The sequence below is a fragment of the Fictibacillus sp. FJAT-27399 genome, assembly GCF_001510655.1.
Lineage (GTDB): Bacteria > Bacillota > Bacilli > Bacillales > Fictibacillaceae > Fictibacillus_C > Fictibacillus_C marinisediminis.
This window is the reverse complement of sequence record NZ_LMVC01000010.1, coordinates 1-26,485: the sequence shown is the minus strand read 5'-3', so window position 1 is coordinate 26,485 and position 26,485 is coordinate 1. Positions and strand designations below refer to the sequence as shown.

Annotated in this window: 28 protein-coding genes and 2 tRNA genes; all 30 read left to right on the top strand. The window is 45.1% G+C overall.

Going from position 1 to position 26,485, the window contains the following annotated elements; genetic code table 11:
• Positions 1-221: 221 nt before the first annotated feature.
• The 30 genes from AR335_RS22450 (at position 222) to lysS (ending at position 26,110) form a co-directional block, all read left to right on the top strand.
• Complete coding sequence (locus AR335_RS22450) at positions 222-1,817, top strand: putative polysaccharide biosynthesis protein (protein ID WP_062240343.1); 1,596 nt, start codon at positions 222-224, stop codon at positions 1,815-1,817.
• Between the two features lies 1 nt (position 1,818).
• Positions 1,819-3,270 carry a nucleoside triphosphate pyrophosphohydrolase gene (mazG, locus tag AR335_RS22445; protein ID WP_062240340.1) on the top strand — a complete coding sequence of 484 codons (1,452 nt, stop codon included), beginning with the start codon at positions 1,819-1,821 and terminating at the stop codon, positions 3,268-3,270.
• Positions 3,271-3,385: 115 nt separating this feature from the next.
• Positions 3,386-3,658 carry an HU family DNA-binding protein gene (locus AR335_RS22440; protein ID WP_053356253.1) on the top strand — a complete coding sequence of 91 codons (273 nt, stop codon included), beginning with the start codon at positions 3,386-3,388 and terminating at the stop codon, positions 3,656-3,658.
• Positions 3,659-3,940, top strand: coding sequence for an RNA-binding S4 domain-containing protein (locus AR335_RS22435; RefSeq protein WP_053356252.1), 282 nt, complete (start codon positions 3,659-3,661; stop codon positions 3,938-3,940).
• A gap of 265 nt (positions 3,941-4,205) precedes the next feature.
• Positions 4,206-4,511: a sporulation protein YabP gene (yabP, locus tag AR335_RS22430; RefSeq protein WP_053356251.1), complete on the top strand. Its 306-nt coding sequence runs from the start codon at positions 4,206-4,208 to the stop codon at positions 4,509-4,511.
• A complete protein-coding gene (gene yabQ / locus AR335_RS22425) occupies positions 4,508-5,110 on the top strand; it encodes a spore cortex biosynthesis protein YabQ (RefSeq protein WP_062240338.1) in 603 nt (200 codons plus the stop codon). The genes yabP and yabQ overlap by 4 nt, the downstream gene beginning before the upstream one ends.
• Before the next feature lie 10 nt (positions 5,111-5,120).
• On the top strand, positions 5,121-5,501 hold the full coding sequence (locus AR335_RS22420; protein WP_062240335.1) for an FtsB family cell division protein: 381 nt from the start codon (positions 5,121-5,123) through the stop codon (positions 5,499-5,501).
• Positions 5,502-5,567: 66 nt separating this feature from the next.
• A complete protein-coding gene (locus AR335_RS22415) occupies positions 5,568-6,059 on the top strand; it encodes a S1 domain-containing RNA-binding protein (protein WP_053356248.1) in 492 nt (163 codons plus the stop codon).
• A gap of 156 nt (positions 6,060-6,215) precedes the next feature.
• On the top strand, positions 6,216-6,413 hold the full coding sequence (locus AR335_RS24600; RefSeq protein WP_156419136.1) for a hypothetical protein: 198 nt from the start codon (positions 6,216-6,218) through the stop codon (positions 6,411-6,413).
• An 86-nt stretch (positions 6,414-6,499) separates the two neighbouring features.
• Positions 6,500-6,576 (top strand) — tRNA-Met (locus AR335_RS22410).
• Positions 6,577-6,602: 26 nt separating this feature from the next.
• A tRNA-Glu gene (locus AR335_RS22405) sits at positions 6,603-6,677 on the top strand.
• A gap of 191 nt (positions 6,678-6,868) precedes the next feature.
• Positions 6,869-9,364, top strand: coding sequence for a stage II sporulation protein E (gene spoIIE, locus AR335_RS22400; protein WP_062240332.1), 2,496 nt, complete (start codon positions 6,869-6,871; stop codon positions 9,362-9,364).
• Positions 9,365-9,450: 86 nt separating this feature from the next.
• Complete coding sequence (locus tag AR335_RS22395; protein WP_062240384.1) at positions 9,451-10,197, top strand: VWA domain-containing protein; 747 nt, start codon at positions 9,451-9,453, stop codon at positions 10,195-10,197.
• Positions 10,163-11,140 (top strand): serine/threonine protein kinase, encoded by a 978-nt coding sequence (locus tag AR335_RS22390; RefSeq protein WP_062240329.1) that lies wholly within the window; start codon positions 10,163-10,165, stop codon positions 11,138-11,140. Before AR335_RS22395 ends, AR335_RS22390 begins: the two co-directional genes overlap by 35 nt.
• A 116-nt stretch (positions 11,141-11,256) precedes the next feature.
• A complete protein-coding gene (tilS, locus tag AR335_RS22385) occupies positions 11,257-12,657 on the top strand; it encodes a tRNA lysidine(34) synthetase TilS (RefSeq protein ID WP_062240325.1) in 1,401 nt (466 codons plus the stop codon).
• Between the two features lie 14 nt (positions 12,658-12,671).
• A complete protein-coding gene (hpt, locus tag AR335_RS22380) occupies positions 12,672-13,211 on the top strand; it encodes a hypoxanthine phosphoribosyltransferase (protein WP_053356243.1) in 540 nt (179 codons plus the stop codon).
• A 69-nt stretch (positions 13,212-13,280) separates the two neighbouring features.
• The gene (ftsH, locus tag AR335_RS22375; RefSeq protein ID WP_062240323.1) at positions 13,281-15,188 is read left to right on the top strand and encodes an ATP-dependent zinc metalloprotease FtsH; all 1,908 of its coding nucleotides are present in this window, start codon (positions 13,281-13,283) and stop codon (positions 15,186-15,188) included.
• 76 nt (positions 15,189-15,264) lie between these two features.
• Positions 15,265-16,035, top strand: a complete 771-nt coding sequence (locus AR335_RS22370) for a type III pantothenate kinase (RefSeq protein ID WP_062240320.1) — start codon at positions 15,265-15,267, stop codon at positions 16,033-16,035.
• A gap of 41 nt (positions 16,036-16,076) precedes the next feature.
• A complete protein-coding gene (gene hslO, locus AR335_RS22365) occupies positions 16,077-16,958 on the top strand; it encodes an Hsp33 family molecular chaperone HslO (protein WP_062240317.1) in 882 nt (293 codons plus the stop codon).
• Between the two features lie 132 nt (positions 16,959-17,090).
• Positions 17,091-18,023 (top strand): cysteine synthase A, encoded by a 933-nt coding sequence (gene cysK / locus AR335_RS22360; protein ID WP_062240314.1) that lies wholly within the window; start codon positions 17,091-17,093, stop codon positions 18,021-18,023.
• 178 nt (positions 18,024-18,201) lie between these two features.
• Positions 18,202-19,644 (top strand): aminodeoxychorismate synthase, component I, encoded by a 1,443-nt coding sequence (pabB, locus tag AR335_RS22355; protein ID WP_304438391.1) that lies wholly within the window; start codon positions 18,202-18,204, stop codon positions 19,642-19,644.
• A gap of 25 nt (positions 19,645-19,669) precedes the next feature.
• Positions 19,670-20,269 carry an aminodeoxychorismate/anthranilate synthase component II gene (pabA, locus tag AR335_RS22350; RefSeq protein WP_062240312.1) on the top strand — a complete coding sequence of 200 codons (600 nt, stop codon included), beginning with the start codon at positions 19,670-19,672 and terminating at the stop codon, positions 20,267-20,269.
• Positions 20,254-21,159 carry an aminodeoxychorismate lyase gene (pabC, locus tag AR335_RS22345; RefSeq protein ID WP_062240309.1) on the top strand — a complete coding sequence of 302 codons (906 nt, stop codon included), beginning with the start codon at positions 20,254-20,256 and terminating at the stop codon, positions 21,157-21,159. Before pabA ends, pabC begins: the two co-directional genes overlap by 16 nt.
• Positions 21,128-21,991: a dihydropteroate synthase gene (folP, locus tag AR335_RS22340; protein WP_156419135.1), complete on the top strand. Its 864-nt coding sequence runs from the start codon at positions 21,128-21,130 to the stop codon at positions 21,989-21,991. The genes pabC and folP overlap by 32 nt, the downstream gene beginning before the upstream one ends.
• The gene (folB, locus tag AR335_RS22335) at positions 21,984-22,346 is read left to right on the top strand and encodes a dihydroneopterin aldolase (RefSeq protein ID WP_053356235.1); all 363 of its coding nucleotides are present in this window, start codon (positions 21,984-21,986) and stop codon (positions 22,344-22,346) included. Before folP ends, folB begins: the two co-directional genes overlap by 8 nt.
• On the top strand, positions 22,343-22,870 hold the full coding sequence (gene folK / locus AR335_RS22330) for a 2-amino-4-hydroxy-6-hydroxymethyldihydropteridine diphosphokinase (RefSeq protein WP_062240304.1): 528 nt from the start codon (positions 22,343-22,345) through the stop codon (positions 22,868-22,870). The genes folB and folK overlap by 4 nt, the downstream gene beginning before the upstream one ends.
• Positions 22,822-23,037 (top strand): helix-turn-helix domain-containing protein, encoded by a 216-nt coding sequence (locus tag AR335_RS22325; protein ID WP_062240301.1) that lies wholly within the window; start codon positions 22,822-22,824, stop codon positions 23,035-23,037. Before folK ends, AR335_RS22325 begins: the two co-directional genes overlap by 49 nt.
• A gap of 14 nt (positions 23,038-23,051) precedes the next feature.
• Entirely contained in the window at positions 23,052-24,047 is a 996-nt protein-coding gene (gene dusB / locus AR335_RS22320) for a tRNA dihydrouridine synthase DusB (protein ID WP_062240299.1), read from the top strand.
• Between the two features lie 136 nt (positions 24,048-24,183).
• On the top strand, positions 24,184-24,606 hold the full coding sequence (locus AR335_RS22315; RefSeq protein WP_062240294.1) for a GreA/GreB family elongation factor: 423 nt from the start codon (positions 24,184-24,186) through the stop codon (positions 24,604-24,606).
• A gap of 10 nt (positions 24,607-24,616) precedes the next feature.
• Positions 24,617-26,110 (top strand): lysine--tRNA ligase, encoded by a 1,494-nt coding sequence (gene lysS, locus AR335_RS22310; RefSeq protein ID WP_062240291.1) that lies wholly within the window; start codon positions 24,617-24,619, stop codon positions 26,108-26,110.
• Positions 26,111-26,485: the final 375 nt, after the last annotated feature.

The window sequence follows — 26,485 nt, the reverse complement described above, 5'->3', positions numbered from 1 at the left end:
TATGAGAACTCCAGCGCTTGTCGTCTCTAAACAGGCGGCTTCAGCTTTTCTTGATCCAGCTTCAGCCGCTAGAGACTCGACCACTTCGGTCTTTGTCAGAAAACAAAAAGCGTTTTATGCCAAAGACCTCCAGTGCATTTCGTCTCTAAACAGCGGCTTCAGCTTTTCTAACTATGCTATAATACTTATACTTTTATTCGATGCAGTGTTTAGGAGCAGGTATGGACGAACAATCGAAACGGATTTGGCATGGGGCATTTTTGTTGACCATCGCCATGTTTATCGTAAAAATTCTAAGTGTGGTTTACCGCATTCCTTATCAAAATATAACAGGCAATACGGGGTTTTATGTGTTTCAGCAGGTGTATCCGTTTTACGGCATCGCCTCAGCGTTTGCGCTGGCCGGGTTTCCTGTTGCTCTTTCCCGTCTTCTGTCTGAAAGGTCAGAAGGTCTTTTAGAAAAGGAGAGAGGCACGATCATCCGAAGTGCATTTACTGCATTTATTGCGGCAGGCTTGCTTCTTTTTCTTCTGGTGTTTTTTGCATCAGCCAAGATTGCAAGCTGGATGGGTGACCCGGGGCTTCAGCTTCCGATTCAGGCAACTTCGCTGATCTACTTGACCGTACCCTTTGTGGCCGTTTTCAGGGGAATCTTTCAAGGATTTGAACAAATGAAACCCACAGCTTTTTCCCAGGTGGCAGAACAGTTCATCCGGGTCGCCTGTATCATTGGGTTTTCCTATTATTTTATTTCACATGGCTATAATGTCTATATTGCTGGTGCGGGAGCTTCCGCTGGCTCTGCTGTCGGTTCTTTGGCAGGGCTGCTCGTTTTAGTTCTCTATTTCTACCGATCCGGGAGCCGGAAGAAAAGCTGGATAGTGGGGTCCAAGCCATCAAGAAAGATAGGTTTTCAGCTCCTTTCAGCGGGGCTTCTATTATCATTGAGCTCAATGATTTTACTTTTATTCCAGCTGGCGGATGCGTTTACGTTCGTAAATCTACTGCAGCAAAATGGGGTGTCGCTAGGGGAGGCAAGAAGTTTAAAAGGGATCTTTGACAGGGCGCAGCCGCTCCTTCAGCTGGGTACGGTCATTGCAACATCCATTTCCCTTGCTGCTGTCCCAGCGGTGGCCGCGGCAAAAGTACGTTTGGACTCTGCCAGAATTCAAAAAATATGCGGTATCTCGATAAAGGCTGTTTTTATTATCGGTCTAGCCGCTTCGGCAGGCCTTGCCGTGATTATCGAGCCTGTAAACCGGATGCTTTTTGAGAGCGCGGAAGGATCCTTGGAAATCGCAGTCCTGGGTATCTCTATCCTGACCGTTTCCCTTTTCCTTGTATCCACCGGCCTTTTGCAGGGGATGGGTTACAGTACCTATCCTGTGATGAGTGTATCAGCTGCTTTTATTGTTAAAGTGGCAGGAAACCTTGCTATGATGCCGTTATGGGGTCCAATGGGAGCAAGTTTTGCCACTGTATTGGCATCCATTGCCGCAGCGGCAATAAATCTTGTCATATTAGAAAGAACAACAGGCTTTGCTGCTGCAGAAAAATTTTATGGCATACGCATCGGCGGCGCTGCGGCTGTGATGTCGCTTACGGCATGGATCATAAAATCAGGATTGGATCGTGTGATGACAGAATCCAGATCGGCGGATGCTGTCATTTCACTGGCTGCCAGTGCAGGCGGCGGGGTCGCTCTTTTTGTGGCACTCGCAACAGCTAAAGTATTTAAGGTAGAAGAACTGGTCCGCATTCCTAAACTACAAAAATTACAGCATATGTTGAAACGCTGGAAAGAAAGAAGGAGTTAACATGCCTTATTCGATAACAATACTTGGACTGGGAGCAGGGGACCTGGATCAGCTCACTGTAGGAGTGTACCGGATGCTGCTTAAGGCAGAACATGTCTTTGTCCGTACAAATGATCATCCAGCTGTAGCTCAGCTGGAGCAGGAAGGCGTCAAGATGACTTTCTTTGATGACATCTATGAAAAACATGATGCTTTTGAAGATGTTTATCGTGAAATCACTTCTGTTTTATTCCAAAAGGCTTCTTCAGATCACATCATCTATGCCGTGCCGGGTCATCCGCTTGTTGCCGAGCAAACCGTTCAGCTGCTGCTGAAGGAAGCTGACAGCCGCGGCGTTGAAGTGAAAGTGGCGGGAGGCAAAAGTTTTCTGGATGAGATGTATACCGCTTTAAAAATTGACCCGATTGATGGATGTCAAATCTTGGACGGCACCAGCTTGAAGAAGGAACACATCCAGATCCGCAACCACCTCATCATCGTGCAGGTTTATGATGGATTCATCGCTTCCGAAGTAAAACTGACGTTAATGGAAAAGTATCCGGATGACTTTAACGTTGCTGTTGTGACCGCTGCAGGAAGTGCCGAAGAATCCATTCAGTGGGTTCACCTCTATGAACTGGATCATTCTGTCACGCTCAATAATTTGACGGCCGTCTATGTTCCTCCCGTTGATAAAGAGGAAATGCTGTACCGGGATTTTGAGCATCTGCGGGGTATCATCAGAGAACTGCGCGGGCCGGACGGCTGTCCATGGGACAAGAAACAAACGCATGAATCGTTGAAAAAATATTTAATCGAAGAAGCCTATGAAGTGCTTGAAGCCATCGATGATGAAGATGATGAGCATCTAGCGGAGGAATTGGGGGACGTTCTCCTTCAAGTCTTGCTGCATGCCCAGATCGGTGAAGATGAAGGTTATTTTTCAATAGATGAAGTGATCTCGGGTCTGGCAGAAAAAATGATTAGGCGCCATCCTCATGTATTCGGTGACGTAGAAGCCGATACATCGGATGAAGTGCTTCAAAATTGGGAGCAGATCAAATCTAAGGAAAAAGGAAATGAGCACCGCCGCTCGCTCCTTGATGGGGTAGCAAAAGGGCTTCCTGCATTGCACAAAGCTTATGATTATCAGAAAAAAGCGGCAAAGGCCGGTTTTGACTGGGATGAGGTCACGCCTATTTTAGATAAGTTAAGGGAAGAGTTCGATGAATGGAAGGCCGCAGAATCCGACGATGAGCGCCGTAAGGAATTTGGGGACATGCTGTTCACCATGGTGAACCTCGGACGTTTTTACGGCATCCATCCGGAAGAAGCACTGGCTCTGACGAATCAAAAGTTCTATGCCCGGTTCCGCTATATCGAAAATGAACTAAGCAAAGAAGGGCTAACTCCAGAGGAAGCCTCTCTGGAAAAGATGGACCAGCTCTGGAATCAGGCGAAAGAAAATTTGTAAAACCGGGAAGGAATCTGTTTTTTCTTAGAGAATATTGTTCGAGAGCAAGCAGAACCCTTAAGTTTTCTGGACTTTGCCCGAATCTTTTGAAAGAATGCTAAGGAGGTTTTTAAAAATGAACAGAAATGAACTAGTGACAAATATTGCTGAGAAATCAGGTTTAACCAAGAAAGACGTTGAAGTGGTAGTAAGTGGTCTTGTTGATGAGATTACAAATGCGTTGAAGAGCGGGGACAAAGTACAATTCGTAGGATTCGGAACGTTTGAAACAAGAGAGCGTTCAAGCCGTACAGGGCGCAACCCGCAAACTGGAGAAGAGATCAGCATCCCTGCCTCTACAGTTCCGGCTTTCCGTCCAGGGAACAAGTTAAAGGAAGCCGTAAAGTAAATGCGTCTTGATAAATTTCTTAAAGTCTCCCGTCTTATTAAAAGAAGGACGGTAGCAAAGGAAATTTCTGATCAAGGCCGCATCGCCATCAACGGCAAACAGGCCAAATCCTCTTCGGTTCTGAAAGCCGGTGACGAACTTTCTATCCGCTTCGGACAGAAACTCGTGACCGTTCGCGTAGACGAGCTAAAGGAGTTCACTAAAAAAGAGGAAGCTGGCCAAATGTATACCATCATCAATGAGGAATCACTTCAATCAACGGAAGAAGAGCCTAAGTTCTAGGCTCTTCTTTTATTTAGCTCTGTTAGTCCATGTATGTTGTTGATTTTTTGTGGGGTGTGATTGGAGAAAAAGACTTGAGGTCTCTTTTAAACATTAGTATGCGATGTCTGGTCTTTAGCGGTCAGATGGGGAAACTTATCTTTTGTTTTTAGCTTAAAACATTAATTTCATCCCTAGTCCTCGGAGGATGCGCTTTTCTTTGTTTAGTCCAAGTTCTAAAGTTGTCCCTCTTTTCATAAACATAAAGCGAAAGAGGGGGATTAGAATGGACCAATATCATAACTATGGCTCCTTAAATAATGCGAACCTTCCAGATCATGACGTGAAAATGGTTGGCCGGAAAAAACTTGAGATCACTGGTGTCAAACAGGTTGAAAGCTTTGATAACGAGGAGTTTCTACTGGAAACAACGATGGGCTTTCTTGCAATCCGGGGTACCAACCTGAAAATGAAGAATCTGGATGTGGAATCCGGCATGGTGTCCATAGAAGGGAAAGTATTTGACCTTGTTTATCTTGACCAGCAGAGCGGGGAAAAAACCAAAGGATTTTTCGGCAAGCTTTTCAAATGACCTTATCTGTACAATTCCAGACGATGCTGTCCATGGCAGCCATGGGAATATGGATCGGGATGGCGATTGATACGTATGGCCGTTTCGTCCATGAACGCCGAAAATGGTACTGGCTGCACTTTATCAATGACTTGATTTTCTGGCTTCTGCAGGCACTGATCGTCTTTTATGTTTTGCTTCATGTGAACCATGCCAATCTCCGTTTGTATATTTTTGCGGCTCTTTTGTGCGGCTTCAGTTTTTATAAAGCGTTGCTGCAAACAGGCTATAAACGCGTGCTGGAAGTAATGATCCGCATTGTCACACAATTGTTCAGTTTTTTCGTACGGCTTTTCTATGGACTTATCATAAAGCCTGTAAAATGGGTAATCTCTATCATTTTTGCTATAGGCATTTTGGCGGCAAGATGGGTTTGGGCCATTGTTTTCACGCTGCTCAAGATTGTTTTTTCTCCAATAAAATGGTTATTTAGACTGATTTCGCGTTTCATTCCTAAGCAAACATGGTATAATTTAAAAGGTAAATGGCTAAAAAAAGCAGGGATTCTTATTTCTCTGAAGAATACAGTCAAAAATTGGTTCCGCAAACAGGAGAAATAGGAGGGTGGGCATGGTCCAGTTTAATAAAGAGAAGATTACTGAATTAAATACGGGCTACGTTAAAGAACATCATCTCCAGCAAAAGATCGACGCGAAGAAGAAACGTGGTTTATATCGACGCCTGGCAGCTTTTATGGTGGTTTTTTCGTTTTTTGCCTTTATGCTGATCTCAACCATCACTTCCCAAATGGTCTCACTCGAGGATAAGGGGAAGCAAGAAAAACACCTGAAGGCCAAATTAGAGCAGACGAAAAATAAGAAGTCACAATTAAAAGATGAAGTGCATAAACTAAAAGACGTTGATTATATCGGGGAGATTGCAAGGCGTGATTACTTCATGTCAAAGAAGGGGGAGACCGTATTTAAAGTACCAGGGTCTTCGTCGGATTGACATCCCGAATTTTTCACATGTATAATAAAGTAAACTTATGAATACCTAAGGAGGAGCATTTTCTTCATGTCAATTGAAGTAGGCAGCAAGTTGCAAGGTAAGGTTACAGGAATTACTCATTTTGGAGCGTTTGTCGAGCTGCCAGGAGGAACAACCGGACTTGTGCACATTAGTGAAGTTGCGGACAATTATGTTAAGGACATTAACGACCACTTAAAAGTCGGTGATGAAGTCGAAGTTAAAGTCATGAATATCGAAAAAGACGGCAAAATCGGCTTGTCCATTAAAAAGGCGAAAGATAATCCTGCACCGGTGAGAAACAGCTACGGAGCAAACAAAGGAAACTTTGGTGCACCGAAAAGCGGCGGATTCGGCCCGTCAAAAGGCGGATTCAATAAACAGCGCAAAGGTTCTCCTCGCGGCAATGGCGGTTTTAACACGGCTGTAACATTTGAAGATAAAATGAGTAAATTCTTAAAAGACAGTGAAGACCGTCTGGCAACATTGAAACGCCAAACAGAGTCAAAACGCGGCGGACGCGGAGCTCGCCGAGGCTAATAGGCTGCTGACTTGAATGCTCAAGCTTCACAACCTTATATAAATACAAAGACATCTCTCAAGGGATGTCTTTTCTTTTTGATTTTTTTCAGGCGGATCGGCTGCTTCAGCTTTTCTTTTGGCTGCTTTCTTAAGCTTTGTTGCTTTTTGGAGTGGTTGATTTCCGTTTCAGGATGCTCGCTTTCCGCGGGGCGGGCGGTGAGCCTTACCGGCGCCAGCGCCTACTTTCTCGACGCATGCGCCTGTGGGTCTCACCTGTCCCGCTGCTCCCGCAGGAGTCTCGCACCTTACACTCCAATCAACCTATCAATGAAGCTTCTTTACAAGAAGGTTCCCAAAGCAACAATCTTTTAGAAAACAGCTTTTCTTTTTAATCTTTTTTGAAAAACCGTTGACAGGTGGTATGGATTCTTGTAATATATTACTTGTGTCTTTAACATGGCGGTGTAGCTCAGCTGGCTAGAGCGTACGGTTCATACCCGTGAGGTCGTGGGTTCGACTCCCTCCGCCGCTACCATGTTTTTCTACAAAAAAAATAAGACTGGCCCGTTGGTCAAGCGGTTAAGACACCGCCCTTTCACGGCGGTAACACGGGTTCGAATCCCGTACGGGTCACCAATTACATATAATTATCAACCCTGTATTTTTATAAAAAAATACAGGGTTTTTTGTATTTGTCCAAGACAATACAGATTTTTTGTATTTGTACGTCGAGAAGTTTTTTGAACATGCTCTAATCGTTTGACAAAAAATGTGAATTACCTGTGGGTATAATGATACACACAAAAACTATTGGGGTGGTGTGGAGGATGTATCAAAAGGCGGACAGAAATGTAATGGGACCTCTTCGGGTGATGGTGTGGTTTGAGAAGACGCAGAATCTTTCAGTCGGCATGAGTAAACGCTTCATGCACAGGCTGGAAAGTGTGCTTTTAAACTGGAGACTGTTGTTGTTTGCTGTTGGTTTTTTACTTGGACGAGCTATGATTCTATCAGAGATAACACCTTTTGCCCTGCCGCTGATCGCTTCAGTATACATTTTGCGGAAGGAACGGACAGGTATTGCGATTCTTGCACTGGTGGCCGGTGCGCTGTCCCATATGCCCATCAACGCATTTTACATAATAACGGGAGTTGTCATTTATGCTGTTTATCAAAAAGCAGCTGACCTGATGACAAAGAACCGTGCCAGATGGGTGCCGGCCGTCGTATTCTTGACAAGCATAACGGCCAGGCTGGCGACCATCTTTCTTACGTCAGGAAACCCTCAAATCAGTGAGTACATGATGGGAGCTGTTGAAGCGGGCCTTTCACTCGTACTTACCTTGATCTTTTTGCAAAGTATTCCTCTATTGAACTTCAAACGAATTCCACAATCGTTAAAGAATGAAGAAATCATTTGTTTTATGATATTGCTGGCCTCTGTCATGACCGGGACCATCGGATGGGAAATTCACCATTATTCGGTTGAACATATCGTTTCAAGATATTTAGTTCTGATGTTCGCGTTTGTTGGCGGAGCGGCGATCGGCTCAACGGTCGGCGTCGTAACGGGGTTGATTTTAAGTTTGGCCAATGTAGGTAGCCTCTACCAAATGAGCTTGCTTGCTTTTGCGGGTCTCTTGGGCGGGCTGCTGAAAGAAGGGAAGCGGCTTGGTGTCGGTTTCGGCCTGTTAATCGGCACATTACTGATCGGTCTGTATGGCGAAGGAAATGTAGCCATTATGCAGACGATGATTGAGTCAGGTATTGCCATTGCTCTTTTTTTACTCACGCCGAATGCCGTGATTTCGAGCATTGCCCGCTATGTGCCGGGATCCCGGGAACATTCTAATGAACAGCAGCAGTATGTTAAAAAGATCAGAGACGTGACGGCGAACCGTGTAGAACAGTTTTCGTCAATGTTCCAGGCGCTGTCTCATTCCTTCTCTTCCTATGGAGAAGATGAATATGAAGAGAGCAACGACCGCGAAGTTGATTTGTTTTTAAGCAACATCACAGAAAAAACGTGCCAGACTTGTTTTAAGAAGGAACAGTGCTGGGCAGTTAATTTTACTAAAACGTATGAGATGATGTCCCAAATTATGTACGAGCAGGAGCAATATCAGGAAATAAAAGATCGGCGGCTTAAACTAGAATGGGAAAAGCATTGTGTGAAGCCTCAAAAGATTACAGATGCTATTTCGAAAGAGCTCTCTCAGTATCGGGCCAGCCAGAAGCTGAAGCAGCAGGTGCAGGAAAGCCGGAAGCTGGTTGCTAATCAGTTGCTTGGCGTATCGCAGGTGATGGGGGATTTTGCGAAGGAAATCCAACGAGAGCATGCCAACCATCAGGTGCAGGAGGAGCAGATTAAAGAGGCGATCCTGCATGCGGGCATTGAGCTGGGGCATATCGACGTATACAGCCTTGAAGCGTCCAATGTGGATATTGAATTGAGCCTCCCATATTGCCAGGGCAGCGGGGAGTGTGAAAAAATCATTGCCCCTCTTTTATCAGATATCCTTCAGGAGACGATTGTTGTAAAAAAAGAGGAGTGCAGCTATTACCAGAACGGCAATTGCCATGTGTCGTTCGGATCGGCACGTGAGTTTATCATTGAAACAGGCATTGCTTCTGCGGCAAAGGGAGGAGCATGGCTATCCGGCGACTGCCATTCCACGATCGAGCTTGGCGGCGGAAAATATGCCATTGCGATTTCAGACGGCATGGGAAATGGAGAAAGGGCTTTTAAAGAGAGCAATGAAACACTGGAGCTGCTTCAAAAGATATTAAAATCAGGAATCGATGAAGAAGTGGCTATCAAATCGGTCAACTCAGTTCTTTCTCTTCGCACGACAGATGAGATCTTTTCCACACTGGATCTCGCTATGATTGACCTTCAGGATGCTTCACTGAAATTTTTGAAGATCGGCTCATCACCAAGCTTTGTCAAACGCGGTGACCAGGTAAGAATGATTGAGGCAAGCAACCTTCCCATTGGAATCATTGAAGAGTTTGAAGTCGATGTGGTCAGTGAGCAGCTGAAGGCAGGGGACCTGCTCATCATGATGAGCGACGGAATCTATGAGGGGCCAAAGCATGTGGAGAACATTAATGCGTGGATGAAGCGGAAGATCAAAGAGATGGGGACAGACGATCCTCAGGCCATGGCAGACTTGCTTATGGAAGAGGTCATTCGCACAGGATCGAATTCGATTGAAGACGATATGACGGTGGTGGTAGCGAAAATAAACCGTAACATTCCGAAATGGGCATCCATACCTCATTTTCCGAAAATCAATATTAAACGCCCGAAAGCTCAATAATTTCAAAGAATAAAAGTATAAATCCCCTCATCGATGACAAGGATGATAACAGCAAATCATGATGAGAGGAGACGATTTATATGGACATAAAAAAAGGTACACTGCGCCAGGTGCTTCTAATCACAGATGGCTGCTCAAACCAGGGCGAGGATCCGGTTGCGATGGCGGCGCTTGCACGCGAACATGGCATTACGATAAATGTAATCGGCATTATGGAAGAGAACAGTCCTGAATACCTTCATAAAGGCTTGAAAGAAGTGGAGGATATATCCTTGTCAGGAGGTGGTGTGAGCCAGATCGTCTATACAGCTCAGCTTTCCCAGACTGTTCAGATGGTCACGAGAAAAGGGATGGCACAAACGATTCATGGCGTCATCAACAGCGAACTTCAGCAGATTCTTGGGAAAGATTCGACTATCGAGGACCTTCCGCCAGAAAAACGGGGGGAAGTTATGGAAGTGGTAGATGATCTCGGTGAAACCATGGATCTGGAATTGCTCATTCTCGTAGATTCGTCCGGGAGCATGGAGAAGAAGCTGGCTACTGTACAGGAGTCGCTCATTGACTTATCCATATCCCTGAACTCAAGGATGGGCTACAATCAATTCGCTCTGTATGCATTTCCGGGCAAGAAGGATGATACAGAAAAGCTGATCGATTGGACCCCTCAGTTAAATTCGATCACCAGTGCGTTCAGCAAGCTTTCATCGGGAGGTATTACCCCGACCGGTCCGGCGATAAAAGCCGCGATCAATGAATTTACGAACAGGCGTGCAAAAAGGAGATTGATCACCGGTGATGAAGAAGAATACTTCGAAGGGTCAGGTTTTTAAGCTCAGGGCCGGTGAACTGGTTACCGGCAAATGGCACCGAAACGAGTATTCCATCATTAGAGAGCTGGGCTCAGGGGCTACAGGAACTGTGTATCTTGCTGCCGGAAGAAACGGCAAGGTCGCTGTTAAAACAGGCCATGACAGCATGGCGATTATTTCGGAAGTCAACGTGTTAAAACACTTTTCAAGGGTCCAAGGCAAAATCCTTGGGCCTTCTTTAATCGATGTGGATGACTATCTTCAAGGACAGCAGCAGATCCCCTTTTATGTGATGGAGTATTTAAAAGGGGATACATTGTTTCACTTCATGAAGAACCATAAAGAAGAATGGGCGGCCATCCTCCTCGTCCAGCTTCTCACGGATCTGCAGATGCTTCATCAGGCCGGCTGGGTATTCGGCGATTTAAAGCCCGACAACCTGCTCGTCGTAGGGCCTCCGCACCGCATTCGCTGGATCGATGTGGGAGGAACGACTCAAATTGGGCGGTCAATCAAGGAATATACCGAGTTTTTTGACAGGGGCTACTGGGGTCTTGGTACCCGGAAGGCTGAACCCTCCTATGACCTGTTCGCTGCAAGTATGATTATGATCAACCTGGCGTATCCCCAACGGTTTGATAAAAGGAAGGACGGGGGACAGCAGCTGAAGGACGCTGTCAAAAACAGCGCCATGCTGTCTCCCTTCCAATCTGTTCTCCTGAAAGGCTTGTATGGAAAATATAAAAGCGCCGAAGAGATGCGCAATGAAATGGTTTCCACCCTGAACAATAAGGGAAGAAGCAAAATGCCGGCCCAGCCTGTAAACGGACAGCGGTCAAGCAGACGGTCGGGACAGAGGATCATAAAGAAAAAGAGGAAAAGAGCGGTCATGTTCGAAACGGTTCTCTTGGGCTCATTTCTGTTTATCGTCTATCTGTTTTACCTTGTTAGCCAGTCCATGTAGCGGCAGTTTCAATTCTTTACAGGGACATCCTTGTTTTTGGTATACTACCCGAGAGGCTGTTCATGAAAAAATGGACGAAGGCAAGGTTGAGCCGCATAGGATAAGGAGAGAAGGGAATGCTTCAGGCAGTCGAACAATTTATTAAAAAGCATCAGCTGATTCGCCGGGGACAGACAATCGTTGTTGGTGTATCAGGCGGCCCTGATTCCATGGCATTGCTTCATTATCTTTGGAACCGCAGAAAGGGGGATGAGCTGAACATTATTGCTGCCCATGCCGACCACATGCTGCGGGGCAGAGAGTCGGAAGAAGACCTTTTGTACGTGCAGTCCTACTGCCGAGAGCATGATATTCAGTTTGAGGGCAAACGTGTGGATGTGGATTCCTATAAAAAGGAGAATCAAGTGACGAGCACTCAATTGGCTGCGAGAGAATGCCGGTATGCATTTTATGCTGAAGTCATGGCAAGGCATAATGCCGATTCACTCGCATTGGCTCACCATGGAGATGACCAGACGGAGACCATTCTGATGCGGATGACAAGGGGAAGCTCAGGAACCGCGCTTGGCGGTATGCAAGCGAAACGCTCTTTTGAAGGCCGATGTATTATTCGTCCTTTTTTAGGAATAACGAAGGACGAAATAGAGCATTATTGTAAAGTACATACGATTTTTCCGAGAAGGGATCCGAGCAATGAGGCGGATGACTATGTAAGAAACCGCTTCAGGCATCATGTGCTGCCTTTTCTTAAAAAAGAAAATCCGAATGTTCATCTTCGATTTCAGCAAATAAGTGAAACTTTTTATGAGGATGAAACGTATTTATTGGAACAGGCAAAAAGAAGCCTGGAAGCTGTTGTAACAGTGAAAAAAGCATCGTTGATTGAAGTTTCGGCTGCTAAATTTCTCAACATGCCTATTCCTTTACAAAAAAGGGCGATTACACTAATATTAAACTATCTATATAAGCAAACACCTTCATCTCTTTCCTCACTACATAAGGAAAGCTTTTTAACTTTGCTCGGAAGCGAACATCCATCTGGAAGGCTGGATTTTCCCCATGGTTTGCAGGTAATCCGTTCCTATGACCGGTGCAGGCTGGCGTTTGGGGAAGCCGAAAAGCAGGAAGGCTATCAAATGGAATTGAAAGTGCCAGGAACGCTCGAACTTCCTGTAGGTTTCATCACCGCTGAGTATAAAGAAGAGTATCCGGATGGAAAAAAGGGAAAAGATGTTTTTGTATGTGATGTTAAAAGTGTAAGTTTGCCAATCATTGCGAGGAGCCGCAAACCCGGTGACCGGATGGCCATTCAAGGGGTAAGCGGAACTCGGAAGGTCAAAGATATATTTATCGACCAAAAGCTTGAGAGGGAGAAACGCGATGTATGGCCCGTCCTGCAAGATGGGAGGGGTAACATTATCTGGATTCCGGGTATAAAGCACGCCCCCGTTCCACACTCAAGCAAACCTAAGCAATGGTTAGTCTTACAGTTTCAAAATTTCTGCCAGGACGTCTAGGAGGCCAAAGCAGCATGCATGATGAAATTAAAGAAGTATTAATTTCCGAGGAAGTTCTCCAGGAAAAGATCAAGGATCTCGGAAAGCAATTATCAGAGGATTATCAAGATCGATTTCCGCTTGTTGTCGGAGTATTAAAAGGAGCCCTTCCTTTTATGGCGGATCTTATCAAACGGATGGACATCCACCTTGAGATTGACCTCATGGCTGTTTCAAGCTATGGAACATCCACTGTTTCTTCAGGGGAAGTTAAAATAATTAAGGACCTGGATACATCTCTTGAAGGACGAGATGTCATCATTGTCGAAGATATTATAGACAGCGGTCTGACGTTAAGTTATCTTGTTCAGCTTTTCAAAACCCGTAACGCCAATTCGGTCAAAATTGTTACTCTGCTGGATAAACCGACTGGCAGAAAAGTGGATATCAAACCGGATCTTACAGGTTTTATCGTACCGGATGCGTTTGTTGTCGGTTACGGCCTGGACTATATTGAGCGCTATCGCAACCTTCCTTATATCGGGGTTCTGAAGCCTGAAGTATACGAAAAGTAATCCTGTTTATTTGTTAACATGCAATAATAAATGTATTTCATCGTCTCATTGTCGTTGAGGAGGTAAGGAATGAATCGGATCTTCCGGAACACCATATTTTACTTGTTAATCTTTTTAGTTGTAGTTGGTGTCGTCAGCTTTTTTAACGGAACCAACAATGAAGTGAAGAAAATTCGTTATGACCAATTAACGAATTACATTCAGGATGGGCGCGTAAAAAGCATTGAGTACCAGCCTGAAGGCGGCGTTTATGTTGTTAGAGGAAAGCTGGAGAATGCGAAACAGGGTGAAGTGTTTGAAACATATACACCAGACTCTGAAGAATCCATCAAACAGCTTAACCAGCTAGCTAAAACATCTAACGTTGACATTAAACCAGAAGAGCAGACGAGCGGTTGGGTTACGTTCTTTACATCCATTATTCCGTTTGTCATTATTTTCATCCTGTTCTTCTTCTTGCTCAACCAAGCTCAGGGCGGCGGAAGCCGAGTGATGAACTTTGGTAAGAGTAAAGCCAAGCTCTATAACGAAGAAAAGAAAAAAGTGACGTTCAAAGACGTTGCCGGAGCGGACGAAGAAAAGCAGGAACTTGTTGAAGTGGTCGAATTCTTAAAAGATCCACGAAAATTTGCTGCATTAGGAGCCCGTATTCCAAAAGGGGTTCTCTTAGTAGGACCTCCAGGTACTGGTAAAACGTTGCTTGCCCGTGCGGTTGCAGGGGAAGCGGGAGTTCCTTTCTTCTCGATTTCAGGTTCTGATTTTGTTGAGATGTTCGTTGGGGTCGGTGCATCACGTGTACGTGACCTGTTTGAAAACGCTAAAAAGAATGCACCGTGTATCATCTTTATCGATGAGATCGATGCAGTCGGACGCCAGCGCGGTGCCGGTCTTGGCGGCGGACATGATGAGCGGGAACAGACGCTTAACCAGTTACTCGTTGAAATGGATGGATTCGGAGCTAATGAAGGAATCATTATCATTGCTGCGACCAACCGTCCGGATATTCTTGACCCTGCTCTTCTTCGTCCGGGACGATTTGACCGTCAGATTACGGTAAACCGCCCTGATGTAAAAGGAAGAGAAGAAGTGCTGGGTGTACATGCACGCAATAAGCCATTAAGTGAAGAAGTAAACTTGAAAACCATTGCCATGCGGACTCCTGGTTTCTCCGGTGCCGATCTTGAGAACCTGCTGAATGAAGCAGCTCTTGTGGCAGCGCGGCAAAACAAGAAGAAGATTAACATGGACGATGTGGATGAGGCGATTGACCGAGTCATCGCGGGTCCTGCGAAGAAAAGCAGGGTTATCTCACAAAAAGAAAAGAATATCGTGGCCTACCATGAAGCCGGGCATACCGTCATCGGTCTAGTGCTGGAAGGGGCAGATACGGTTCATAAAGTAACAGTAGTGCCTCGCGGCCAGGCAGGCGGATACACCGTTATGCTTCCAAAAGAAGACCGGTACTTCATGACAAAACCGGAACTGCTTGATAAGATCGTCGGTCTCCTTGGCGGACGTGTTGCCGAAGAGATTACCTTTAATGAAGTCAGCACAGGTGCTCACAATGACTTCCAGCGTGCTACAGGCATTGCCCGCCGCATGGTTACGGAGTTCGGGATGAGTGACAGACTTGGACCGATGCAATTTGGCTCAAGCTCTGGCGGACAGGTATTCCTTGGACGCGATTTCAACAATGAGCAAAACTACAGTGATGCCATTGCCCATGAAATCGACATGGAAATCCAAAATATCATTAAAACTTCTTACCAGCGCTGTAAACAAATCCTTACAGAGCATAATGAAAAGCTTGAAATCATCGCTCAAACTCTTCTCAATGTAGAAACATTGGATGAAGAGCAAATTAAGGAGCTTGTAAAAACAGGACAGCTTCCTGAGCGTAAAGTCATTTCTTCTCCGGAAAATGATGTAAAGGTTACAATTCATAAAAAAGACGAAGAAGAACGCAAGGAAGATTAAAACGAAGGATGCCTCTAACTCAGAGGCATCCTTTTTAAAAGTAAAAAATCAAATTAAAAGTAAGCGAGGCATTTCCATGATCTTTGTTTTTGACGTAGGGAATACGAATATCGTACTGGGTATGTATGACGGAGATGATCTGAAACATCATTGGAGGGTCAGTACTTCCAGAGAAAAAACAGAAGATGAATACGGAATGCTGATTCTCAGCCTGTTTCAGAATGCGGAGATTGAAAGAAAAGAAGTTGAAGGGATTATTATCTCATCTGTTGTGCCTCACATTATGGCGACGCTTGAGCGGATGTGCCTCAAATTTTTTCATAAAAAACCGCTGGTGATCGGGCCTGGCATAAAGACCGGTTTGAATATAAAATATGAAAATCCAAGAGAAGTGGGGGCTGACCGGATTGTTAACGCCGTTGCAGCGATTCACAATTACGGTAAACCGCTCATTATCGTTGACTTTGGTACGGCCACGACATATTGCTACATCAATGAGGCGGGCCATTATATGGGGGGCGCAATTGCCCCGGGAATTAATGTAGCGACAGAAGGCCTCTATAAAAATGCGGCGAAACTTCCGAGAATAGAGTTTGCCAAACCTGAGAACATTATTGGAAAAAATACGGTAAGTGCCATGCAGTCAGGACTTTTATTTGGATATGTTGGACAGGTTGAGGGTATTGTTAAAAGGATAAAAGCTCAGGAGAAAACGAGTCCAAAAGTAGTGGCCACTGGAGGAATGGCAGGTCTGATCGCAGAGGAATGCGAGCTGATCGATGTGGTTGATCCTTATTTAACCTTAAAGGGCCTGCAGCTGATCTACTTAAAAAACAATCGGAAATGAACGAGAACTACTGAGTTAATACATGAGGACAGGTGATAAATATGTCGGATTATTTAATAAAGGCGCTGGCCTTTGACGGGCAGATACGCGCGTACGCTATGAGCGGTAGTGAAATGGTGGGTGAAGCGCAGCACAGGCACCAAACCTGGCCGACGGCTTCAGCAGCTTTAGGCCGTTCGATGATGGCGAGCACTATGATGGCATCCATGCTTAAAAGTGATAAGCACAAGATGACGGTAAAGATTGAAGGCGGAGGCCCCATTGGTGCTATTGTTGTAGACGCTGCACCAAGCGGTCATACAAGAGGATATGTAACGAACCCGCAAGTCCATTTTGATTTGAACCAGCACGGAAAATTAGATGTTGCACGTGCCGTGGGTAAAAATGGATTTTTATCAGTAGTGAAAGATCTTGGTCTGCGTGATAACTTCACCGGCCAGGTTCCGCTTGTATCCGGGGAGATCGGCGATGATTTTACTTATTATTTCGCAGCCTCTGAACAAGTGCCTTCATCAGTGGGTGTAGGTGTTCTCGTTAACCCGGATAACAGCATTCTTGCTGCAGGAGGATTTGTGATCCAGGTGCTGCCAAATGCATCAGATACAATTATTGATCTTTTGGAAGAGCGGATTTCTGCTATTCCTCCGATCTCTAAATTAGTTGAAAAAGGCCTCACCCCAGAAGAGATCCTGTTTGAACTGCTTGGGAAAGAAAATGTAAAAATACTGGATAAGATGCCGGTTTCCTTCCAGTGCACATGTTCACGGGACCGCATTGCCAATGCACTTGTGTCATTGGGAAGAGAGGAAATCCGTTCAATTATTGAAGACGAAGGGCAGGCTGAAGCCCACTGCCATTTCTGCAATGAAACTTACTTATTTGCAGAGGATGAACTGGAAGAGCTTTATAACGAAAGCAGATAAATTTAAAGAAAATCGATCAAACTTAGAATGCTTTGGGTCAGGTCTAAAGCAATGCATATGAATTGACAGACGATTCGTACTGTTGTTAAACTTAAACCAATGTATTTACTCGGAATTAGGAGAGTGATAAGGTTGGCAAGAATAGCAAATTCAATTACAGAGCTTATTGGACAGACACCTGTTGTTAAACTCAATCGTATTACAAATGATACTCATGCAGACGTGTATTTGAAACTGGAATTCATGAACCCGGGAAGCAGTGTTAAAGACCGCATTGCTTTGGCTATGATTGAAAAAGCGGAAGCAGACGGCAAACTTAAAGCAGGCGATACGCTTATTGAACCTACAAGCGGGAACACGGGTATCGGGCTTGCAATGGTAGCAGCAGCTAAAGGCTATAAGGCTGTTCTTGTCATGCCGGACACGATGAGCTTGGAGCGAAGAAATCTGCTGCGCGCTTATGGAGCGGAGCTTGTTCTGACACCTGGCGCTGAAGGAATGGGCGGAGCAATCCGCAAGGCGGAAGCTTTATCAAAAGAACACGGCTATTTCTTGGCACAACAGTTCAACAATGAAGCGAACCCGGAGATCCATCGGCAAACAACTGGGAAAGAAATTCTTGAACAATTTCCGGACGGACTGGACGGTTTCATTTCAGGAATCGGTACAGGCGGAACCATCACCGGTGCTGGGGAAGTGCTGAAAGAAGCTTATCCTGATATTCGAGTATACGCCGTTGAACCATCTGATTCTCCTGTACTGTCAGGCGGAAAGCCCGGTCCTCATAAGATTCAGGGGATTGGCGCCGGATTTGTTCCGGAAATCTTAAATACGTCTGTATATGATGAAGTTATCCAGATTACAAATGATGAAGCTTTTGAATTTGCACGCCGTGCGGCTAAAGAAGAAGGAATCCTTGGCGGGATCTCCTCAGGAGCTGCTATCGCTGCTGCTCTTAAAGTGGCTGAGAAGCTGGGCAAAGGCAAAAAAGTGCTCGCCATCATTCCGAGTAATGGTGAACGGTATTTGAGCACACCGCTATATCAATTTGATGAAACAGAATAACAAGAGATGAAGCTGACAATTTTGTCAGCTTTTTCTATGCATGGGAGTATGGTCTAGCTCTAGCGCCCATTAGCAGGGCGCTTGAGCTGTTCTCAAAAGTAATTGGATTTTTATCCCCACATTAATCACTGCATCAGTTACAATAGTATCCATAAGAAAGATCAGGAGCGTGACAGGTGTGCCTTACCCAATTTGTGAAGAACGACAAATCATCTTTGAAAAAATTCCCCTAGCCAAAAGCGAATGGTTCAGCCGTTATAGGAGCCTTTCGGGCAGTGAAGAAAACCACGTTCTCCTTGAAAGCGGACGGAGCGGAAAATACAGTATCATGGGCCTTACTCCAGTTGCTTATATTGTAGGTAAAAACAATAAAGTTTCTATTGAATATAAAGGCAGCAATACCACGAGAGAAGGAAAACTCCTTCCGATCATTAAAGATTGGCTTAGTTTGTTTAAGTGCGATGTTCCGGCAGGGCTTCCTGATTTTAACGGGGGAGCTATCGGATATTTTAGTTATGATGTGGCCAGGGAGATTGAGAAGCTTCCTCAAAAAGCAGAAGATGATCTTCAACTTCCGGATGTTTCTCTCATGGTATTTGATGATGTATTCGTATATGACCATGAAGAAGAATGTTTATGGCTTATTCTTCACTATGAAGAACAGCATAAAAAAAGGGCTGAATTAAGACTGGAACAATATCGAGCGGAATGGACTGCGGCAAATCACAGCGGCATTTCTGCAAAGAACGAAAAGGCGCCCTTTTCATTTTTGCCGGAATCGGTATCCATGTCCGAAGAAAAGTTTGTGCAGGCAGTAAAACAAGTCAAAGACTATATTGCTGCAGGCGATGTCTTTCAGGTTAATCTATCTGTACGGCAGTCAAAGCCCCTTCTGTCGATGCCATTTGAAATTTATAATGAACTTCGCCGTTTTAATCAATCGCCGTATATGGCTTACTTTCATACTCCTGATTTTCAGCTCGTCAGCGGTTCACCTGAATTATTAGTGAAAAAAAAGGGAGAACATATCAGTACCCGCCCGATCGCCGGGACACGCTCAAGGGGCAAGACGGAAGAAGAAGACCGTAAGCTCGCATTAACACTGATCGAAAATGAGAAAGAACGCGCGGAACATGTGATGCTGGTTGACCTGGAAAGAAACGACCTGGGCAAAGTGAGTAAGTATGGCAGTGTTGAAGTGGATGAGTTTATGACGATTGAAAAGTACTCCCACGTCATGCACATTGTCTCGAACGTCAGGGGAACACTTCGTGAAGACTGCGATGCGTTTGACCTGATTGCAGCCACTTTTCCAGGTGGGACGATTACAGGGGCTCCGAAAATACGCACAATGGAAATTATTGAAGAGCTTGAGCCTGTGCGCAGAGGAGTATATACTGGCTCTATCGGCTGGATTGGATACGATGGTGACATGGAATTGAATATCGCGATCCGGACGATGGTCTGCAAGGACGGAATGGCCCACGTACAGGCTGGTGCCGGCATCGTTATCGACTCAGATCCCCAAGCGGAGTATAAAGAGTCGCTGAAAAAAGCCGCTGCTTTATGGCGGGCCAAAGAATTAAGTGAAGAAAGCAAGTACGAGTACGAGTTAGTTTAGCTGAGCTTAGAGGAGGAAGATGAGAATGATTTTAATGATTGATAACTACGATTCATTCACGTACAACCTTGTACAATATTTAGGAGAGCTGGGAGAAGAGCTTGTCGTCAAGAGAAACGATGAGATCACTCTCAAAGAAATCGAGGCGCTTCAGCCAGATTTTTTGATGATCTCTCCGGGCCCTTGTTCACCGAACGAAGCTGGAATCAGCATGGGAGCCATTAAGCACTTTGCAGGTGAGATTCCGATTTTCGGGGTATGCCTAGGGCATCAATCCATCGCCCAAGTATTTGGAGGAGATGTCATTCGCTCCGAACGCCTGATGCATGGAAAGACCTCAGAGATTTCACATGACGGAAAGACCATTTTCAGCGGGCTTGAAAAAGTATTTACTGCTACGAGATACCACTCTCTCATTGTAAAGAAAGAAACACTTCCAGAATGTTTCAGTGTGTCAGCATGGACCCCGGGAGGAGAAATTATGGCCATTCGCCATAAGACGCTTCCGGTAGAAGGTGTACAATTTCACCCTGAGTCGATCATGACAGAAGCAGGCAAAAAGCTGCTGCGGAATTTTATCGATCAATACAAAAATAAAGGGAACATGGTATGTACCTCTCAATAGATGGAAAACTTGTAAGTAAAAATGAAGCTTCTATCTCTCCGTTTGATCATGGATATATGTATGGCCTTGGTGCATTTGAAACCGTCAGAGTCTACAATGGACATCCATTTCTTTGGGAAGAACATATGAAGCGTTTAAAAGAAGCGCTTGTTGAGCTGAATATAAAGCATGAACTGGACAGTGCGGCAGCCTGGATCGACACAAGGCGTTTAATGCGGCGGAACAAATGGAAGAATGCTTATATCCGCTTTAATATATCAGCAGGAGCCGGTGAGATCGGCCTGCAGACAGACCCTTATTTAAATCCGACTGTCATTATTTACGGCAAACCACTGCCGGAACAGGGCCCTTTTAACGAGAAAGAGCTTGTCGTGCTTCAGACAAGGCGGAATACCCCGGAAGGAAGAATCCGCTTGAAGTCCCATCATTATTTGAACAGCATCCTCGGTAAAAGGGAGTTGAACAGGCCGCATGAACAGGAAGGCCTGTTTTTGACAGAAGATGGATTTGTCAGCGAAGGAACCGTTTCAAATGTTTTTTGGGTAAAAGATGGGGTACTTTATACCCCTTCCGTAAATACAGGAATTCTGAACGGAATCACGAGGCAGTTCGTCATGGCCAGTGCGGCCAAGATGGGAATGCAGGCAGAAGAGGGTCTATATTCGTCCCTTGATGTACAAAATGCGGACGAGATTTTTTTAACGAATTCGATTCAGGAAATCGTCCCGGTTCGCGCCTTTCAGGGAAAGAACTTTCCGGGTGCTGGCGGGCAGACGGCCCAATCGCTTTTATTTCTTTATCATTCATGCAGCAAAAGTCTATGGAGCATTGATGAACTGTTTGAAGGGAGAACCTATTATGGGACAGACAATAACAGCCAAGAATATTAATCATCTCATATCCTGTGGCCCATACACGCTGGATCTATCCAAGAAAACCTATGTCATGGGAATATTAAATGCCACTCCGGATTCCTTTTCTGATGGCGGCAGATACAACACGATTCAACGAGCAGTTGAGCATGCTAAGCAAATGGTAGAAGACGGAGCCGATATTATTGATATCGGGGGAGAATCCACTCGTCCAGGCGGTGAGAGGGTTGGAGCAGAGGAAGAGTTAAGGCGTGTCGTCCCGGTAATTGAGGCAGTCTCCCGCGAAGTAAGCGTTCCGATTTCCATCGATACGTACAAAGCAGAAGTCGCTGAAAAAGCCATTCTTGCCGGAGCCCATATCATTAATGATGTATGGGGAGCTAAGGCGGATGAACAGATGGCCTCCACAGCAGCAAAGCTCAACGTACCCATCATCCTTATGCATAATCGGAGTGACCGTGATTATGCAGAATTGATGCCTGATATCATTGCCGATCTGAACAAGAGCATCGCCATTGTTTCGAAAGAAGGCGTGAGACCGGAGAACATCATTTTAGATCCTGGAATCGGTTTTGCCAAAACATATGAGCAGAACCTTGAAACGATGAGGAACCTCGACCAGATCGTGGTGATGGGATATCCCGTACTCCTAGGAACATCCAGAAAATCCATGATCGGGAATGCCCTCGATCTTCCGGTGGATGAACGAATGGAAGGAACAGGCGCCACAGTATGCCTTGGCATTGAACGGGGATGTACGATTGTACGCGTCCATGATGTAAAAGAAATGAGCCGCATGGCAAGAATGATGGATGCCATGCTCGGAAAAGGGATGAAGACGCTTGGATAAAATATATATGAACGGCCTTTCGTTTTATGGCTATCATGGTGTTTTTCCCGAAGAGAATAAACTGGGCCAGCGATTTTTCGCCGATCTGATTCTTGAGATGGATCTTCAGGCAGCCGGTACGACGGATGACCTTGAAAAAACGGTGAATTACGGTGACATTTATTCAACGGTAAAAGAAATTGTAGAAGGCGAACCGAAGAAATTGGTTGAAACGGTAACGGAAAGTATTGCCTCTTCCCTTCTTTCCAGTTACCCGCTGATTCAGCAATGCACGGTTAAAGTTACTAAACCGGATCCGCCTATCCCGGGCCATTATGACTCTGTTGCCATAGAGATAACCCGGAGCAGAGCCTGATGAATAGTGTTTACCTTTCGCTTGGTTCCAACCTTGGGAACCGGGAAGAGTATATCCGGAAGGCGATCGATGCATTAAATGACCATCCCGCTATTAAAGTAGAAAAGATATCATCACTTTATGAAACAGAACCAGTCGGCTACACCGATCAGCCTCCTTTTCTGAATCTGGCGGTAAAACTGCAGACGAGCTTGTCTGCTGAAGCTTTACTGAGCATAACCCAGGAAATCGAGAACCAGCTGGAAAGAATACGGAAAATCAGATGGGGTCCAAGAACAATCGACCTTGACATTTTGTTGTATAATAGTGAACGTATACAGTCAGAACTGCTGCACATTCCGCATCCCCGTATGCTGGAACGTGCTTTTGTGATGATTCCGTTGTTTGAGATTGCTCCATATCTCACATTCCCAGATACAGACGTATCATTGGATGACGTCTTCAGACAGCTGCAGAATAAAGAAGGTGTGCATATATGGAAGAGGAAAAGTGGGGCAGGAGAATACGGGCCTTTCGAAAACTGAAAGGCTATACACAAGAAGGCCTTGCGAAGGACTTGGGGATCTCTGTTTCTATACTTGGAGAAGTAGAACGCGGAAACCGCAAACCGAAGGAAGAACTTATGATTAAGATTGCAACGATCTTTCAGGTTTCTATAGATGAATTAACGCAAGACTATGTTCATAAATAAGCGAGGTGAAAAGAATGTTGAAAATCGGTGGTATTACCATGAAGAATCCCGTTGTGCTTGCACCTATGGCAGGTGTCTGCAACCCGGCATTCCGCCTGATCGCCAAAGATTTCGGAGCGGGGCTCGTTTGTGCCGAAATGGTAAGCGATAAAGGTATTCTTCACGAGAACGAAAGATCTTTAAAAATGCTGTATGTAGATGAGAGGGAAAAACCGCTCAGCCTTCAGATCTTTGGAGGAGAACGCAAATCTCTTGTTGCGGCAGCAAAGTATGTAGATGAAAATACAAATGCCGATATTATAGATATCAACATGGGCTGCCCAGTGCCTAAGATCACGAAATGTGATGCTGGAGCAAGATGGCTGTTAGACCCAAACAAAATCTATGAGATGGTTGCGGCTACAGTAGATGCTGTGCAAAAGCCGGTTACTGTAAAAATGCGTGTCGGCTGGGATGAAGACCATATTTTCGCTGTGCAAAACGCACAGGCGGTGGAACGTGCCGGCGGTGCTGCGGTATCTGTGCACGGGCGCACACGCGTGCAGATGTATGAGGGAAAAGCGAACTGGGACATTATCAAGCAAGTAAAAGAAAATGTTTCGATTCCGGTAATCGGAAACGGAGACATCTCTACTCCGCACGATGCCAAACATGCGCTTGAAACCTATGGTGTAGATGGCGTTATGATCGGCCGCGCGGCGCTTGGCAACCCATGGATGCTTTATCGCACCGTTCAGTTCCTCGAAACAGGAGAAATTCCTGCAGAACCGACACCAAGAGAAAAGATCGATATTTGCATGCTTCATATGGACCGCCTCATTGACCTCAAAGGTGAAGATGTGGCCGTTCGCGAGATGCGCAAACACGCTGCATGGTATTTAAAAGGCCTTCCTAAAACAGGAACGGTTCGAAACGAAGTAAATACAAAAACAACAAGGGATGAAATGAGCAAGCTCCTCTACGGCTATATTGAAGAAGTAGAGGCTAAACAGCAAGGAAAAGCGAGCTGAGTTAATCGCCCTATTGAATCTTACTAACAGCCAGAACCTAATTCTGGCTTTTGTTGCACTTGTGTTTTCTAAATAATTAAGGCTACCTGGTGTTTTCAAAATTATTATTTTTAATAATGATATGGAGGAAAAGCAAATGAACCATGAAACGGTTTTGCTTACGAACGAAGGCACCAGGAGGCTAAAGCATGAGCTTAGAAGTTTAATTGAGGAAAAAGAACACTGCCGCACTGAGGATGAAGGCCTGTTTTTAGACAAGAGGATCAAACAGCTCGAACAAGTCCTGTTCCATGCCCAGATTCTCTCCAGTGAAAAAGAGCCCGGACAAACGGCGGAAGTAGGTTCTACGATCACATTGCTGGAACTTGAATTTCAGGATGAGATGACGTATACGATCGTACATCCATTTGAAGCCGATCCGAGAGAGTTTAAAATTGCCGCGGATTCCCCGGTGGCCCAAGCGGTAATCGGCAAGCCTCTGAACGCTAAGATTCACATCTCCCTTCCAGGGGGCCATATTTCATATAAAATCATAAACATACAAAATTGCAAAAGGTAGGAGAGTTTTCATGAGCCAGGATTTAGAATTAAATGATTTGCTGCGTGTCCGCAGAGAAAAAATGAACAGCATCCGTGAAAGCGGGAAAGATCCGTTCGGCACTAAATATATCCGCACCCATACAGCGGCAGATATTACTGAGCAATATCAGGATCTATCGAAAGAAGACCTGGAGGAGCAAGGCATTGAAGTAACCATTGCTGGACGCATCATGACCAAGCGCGGAAAAGGGAAAGCCGGATTTGCCCACGTTCAGGATCTGACAGGACAAATTCAAATCTATGTAAGAACCGATGCAGTAGGCGAGGAGCAGTATGAGCTGTTCAACACGATCGATATCGGTGACATTGTCGGAATTACAGGTACGGTCTTTAAAACTAAAGTTGGAGAGCTTTCTGTAAAAGCGAAAGACTTTCAGCTGCTTACGAAATCACTTCGTCCGCTGCCTGACAAATTCCACGGCCTTAAAGATGTGGAACAGCGCTATCGCCAGCGTTATGTAGATTTAATCATGAACCCTGAAGTAAAAGACACGTTCATCGCCCGCAGTAAAATAATCCGTTCAATGAGACGCTACCTGGATGATCACGGCTACTTGGAAGTAGAAACGCCAACCATGCATTCTATTCCTGGCGGTGCATCTGCACGTCCGTTCATTACGCACCACAACGCGCTTGATATGGAGCTTTACATGCGGATCGCTATCGAGCTTCATTTGAAACGCCTGATCGTCGGCGGTTTGGAAAAGGTTTATGAGATTGGCCGGGTATTCAGAAACGAAGGTGTATCTACTCGTCATAATCCTGAATTTACAATGATCGAACTTTATGAAGCCTATGCAGATTATCATGATATTATGGAACTTACTGAAAATCTTATCGCTCATATTGCTAAAGAAGTACACGGCAGCACGACTGTTAAATACGGTGAGTACGAAGTTGACCTCGAACCGCGCTGGAAACGCGTGCACATGGTTGAAGCAGTAAAAGAAGCAACAGGTGTAGACTTCTGGCCGCAGATGAGCAGGGAAGAAGCGTTCGCACTTGCTAAAGAACATAATGTTCCTGTGACAGAAAACATGTCTTATGGGCATATTGTGAACGAGTTCTTTGAACACTTCGTCGAAGAGACGCTCATTCAGCCTACATTTGTATATGGCCACCCAGTAGAGATCTCTCCGCTTGCTAAGAAGAATCCTGAAGATGAAAGATTCACTGACCGATTTGAATTGTTTATCGTCGGCCGTGAGCACGCTAACGCATTCTCTGAGCTTAATGATCCAATCGATCAAAGAGAGCGTTTTGAAGCACAGCTCAAAGAGCGTGACCAAGGGAACGATGAGGCTCACATGATGGATGAGGACTTTGTAGAAGCACTTGAGTACGGTATGCCTCCTACCGGCGGCCTGGGGATCGGAATCGATCGCCTTATCATGCTTTTGACAGACTCACCTTCAATCCGTGATGTACTGTTATTCCCGCAAATGCGCCATAGCGACAAGTAATAACAAAGGAATTTAACACCGCCTGCATGCAGTGTGCAGGCGGTTTTTATATGTTTTTACACGAAATTGAAACTTTTTTCTTAAATAGTATTGCAAGGTGTTTAAATAGGTGGTATATTATTACCTGTCGCTGCAAAGCTTATGAAAATGTTCAACAAACTTGATAAAAACTTTTTAAAAAGAATGTTGACAGGCTGGTGACAGTATGGTAATATAATAAAGTCGCCAATGAGCGACGGCAAACGACAACTTAAGCGTTGGAGTTTGACACAAAATGTTCTTTGAAAACCAAACAAAAGCCAGGTAAGTCAGGGATTTTACAATCCCATCAATTTTTAAACTTTAAGAGCTATATCAAACACTTTATTGGAGAGT

Coding starts and splice junctions, on each gene's coding strand:
- AR335_RS22450 (WP_062240343.1), top strand. CDS start 222: ATGGACGAACAATCGAAACGGATTTGGCATGGGGCATTTTTGTTGACC.
- mazG (WP_062240340.1), top strand. CDS start 1,819: ATGCCTTATTCGATAACAATACTTGGACTGGGAGCAGGGGACCTGGAT.
- AR335_RS22440 (WP_053356253.1), top strand. CDS start 3,386: ATGAACAGAAATGAACTAGTGACAAATATTGCTGAGAAATCAGGTTTA.
- AR335_RS22435 (WP_053356252.1), top strand. CDS start 3,659: ATGCGTCTTGATAAATTTCTTAAAGTCTCCCGTCTTATTAAAAGAAGG.
- yabP (WP_053356251.1), top strand. CDS start 4,206: ATGGACCAATATCATAACTATGGCTCCTTAAATAATGCGAACCTTCCA.
- yabQ (WP_062240338.1), top strand. CDS start 4,508: ATGACCTTATCTGTACAATTCCAGACGATGCTGTCCATGGCAGCCATG.
- AR335_RS22420 (WP_062240335.1), top strand. CDS start 5,121: ATGGTCCAGTTTAATAAAGAGAAGATTACTGAATTAAATACGGGCTAC.
- AR335_RS22415 (WP_053356248.1), top strand. CDS start 5,568: ATGTCAATTGAAGTAGGCAGCAAGTTGCAAGGTAAGGTTACAGGAATT.
- spoIIE (WP_062240332.1), top strand. CDS start 6,869: ATGTATCAAAAGGCGGACAGAAATGTAATGGGACCTCTTCGGGTGATG.
- AR335_RS22390 (WP_062240329.1), top strand. CDS start 10,163: ATGAAGAAGAATACTTCGAAGGGTCAGGTTTTTAAGCTCAGGGCCGGT.
- tilS (WP_062240325.1), top strand. CDS start 11,257: ATGCTTCAGGCAGTCGAACAATTTATTAAAAAGCATCAGCTGATTCGC.
- hpt (WP_053356243.1), top strand. CDS start 12,672: ATGCATGATGAAATTAAAGAAGTATTAATTTCCGAGGAAGTTCTCCAG.
- ftsH (WP_062240323.1), top strand. CDS start 13,281: ATGAATCGGATCTTCCGGAACACCATATTTTACTTGTTAATCTTTTTA.
- AR335_RS22370 (WP_062240320.1), top strand. CDS start 15,265: ATGATCTTTGTTTTTGACGTAGGGAATACGAATATCGTACTGGGTATG.
- hslO (WP_062240317.1), top strand. CDS start 16,077: ATGTCGGATTATTTAATAAAGGCGCTGGCCTTTGACGGGCAGATACGC.
- pabA (WP_062240312.1), top strand. CDS start 19,670: ATGATTTTAATGATTGATAACTACGATTCATTCACGTACAACCTTGTA.
- pabC (WP_062240309.1), top strand. CDS start 20,254: ATGTACCTCTCAATAGATGGAAAACTTGTAAGTAAAAATGAAGCTTCT.
- folP (WP_156419135.1), top strand. CDS start 21,128: ATGGGACAGACAATAACAGCCAAGAATATTAATCATCTCATATCCTGT.
- AR335_RS22325 (WP_062240301.1), top strand. CDS start 22,822: ATGGAAGAGGAAAAGTGGGGCAGGAGAATACGGGCCTTTCGAAAACTG.
- dusB (WP_062240299.1), top strand. CDS start 23,052: ATGTTGAAAATCGGTGGTATTACCATGAAGAATCCCGTTGTGCTTGCA.
- AR335_RS22315 (WP_062240294.1), top strand. CDS start 24,184: ATGAACCATGAAACGGTTTTGCTTACGAACGAAGGCACCAGGAGGCTA.
- lysS (WP_062240291.1), top strand. CDS start 24,617: ATGAGCCAGGATTTAGAATTAAATGATTTGCTGCGTGTCCGCAGAGAA.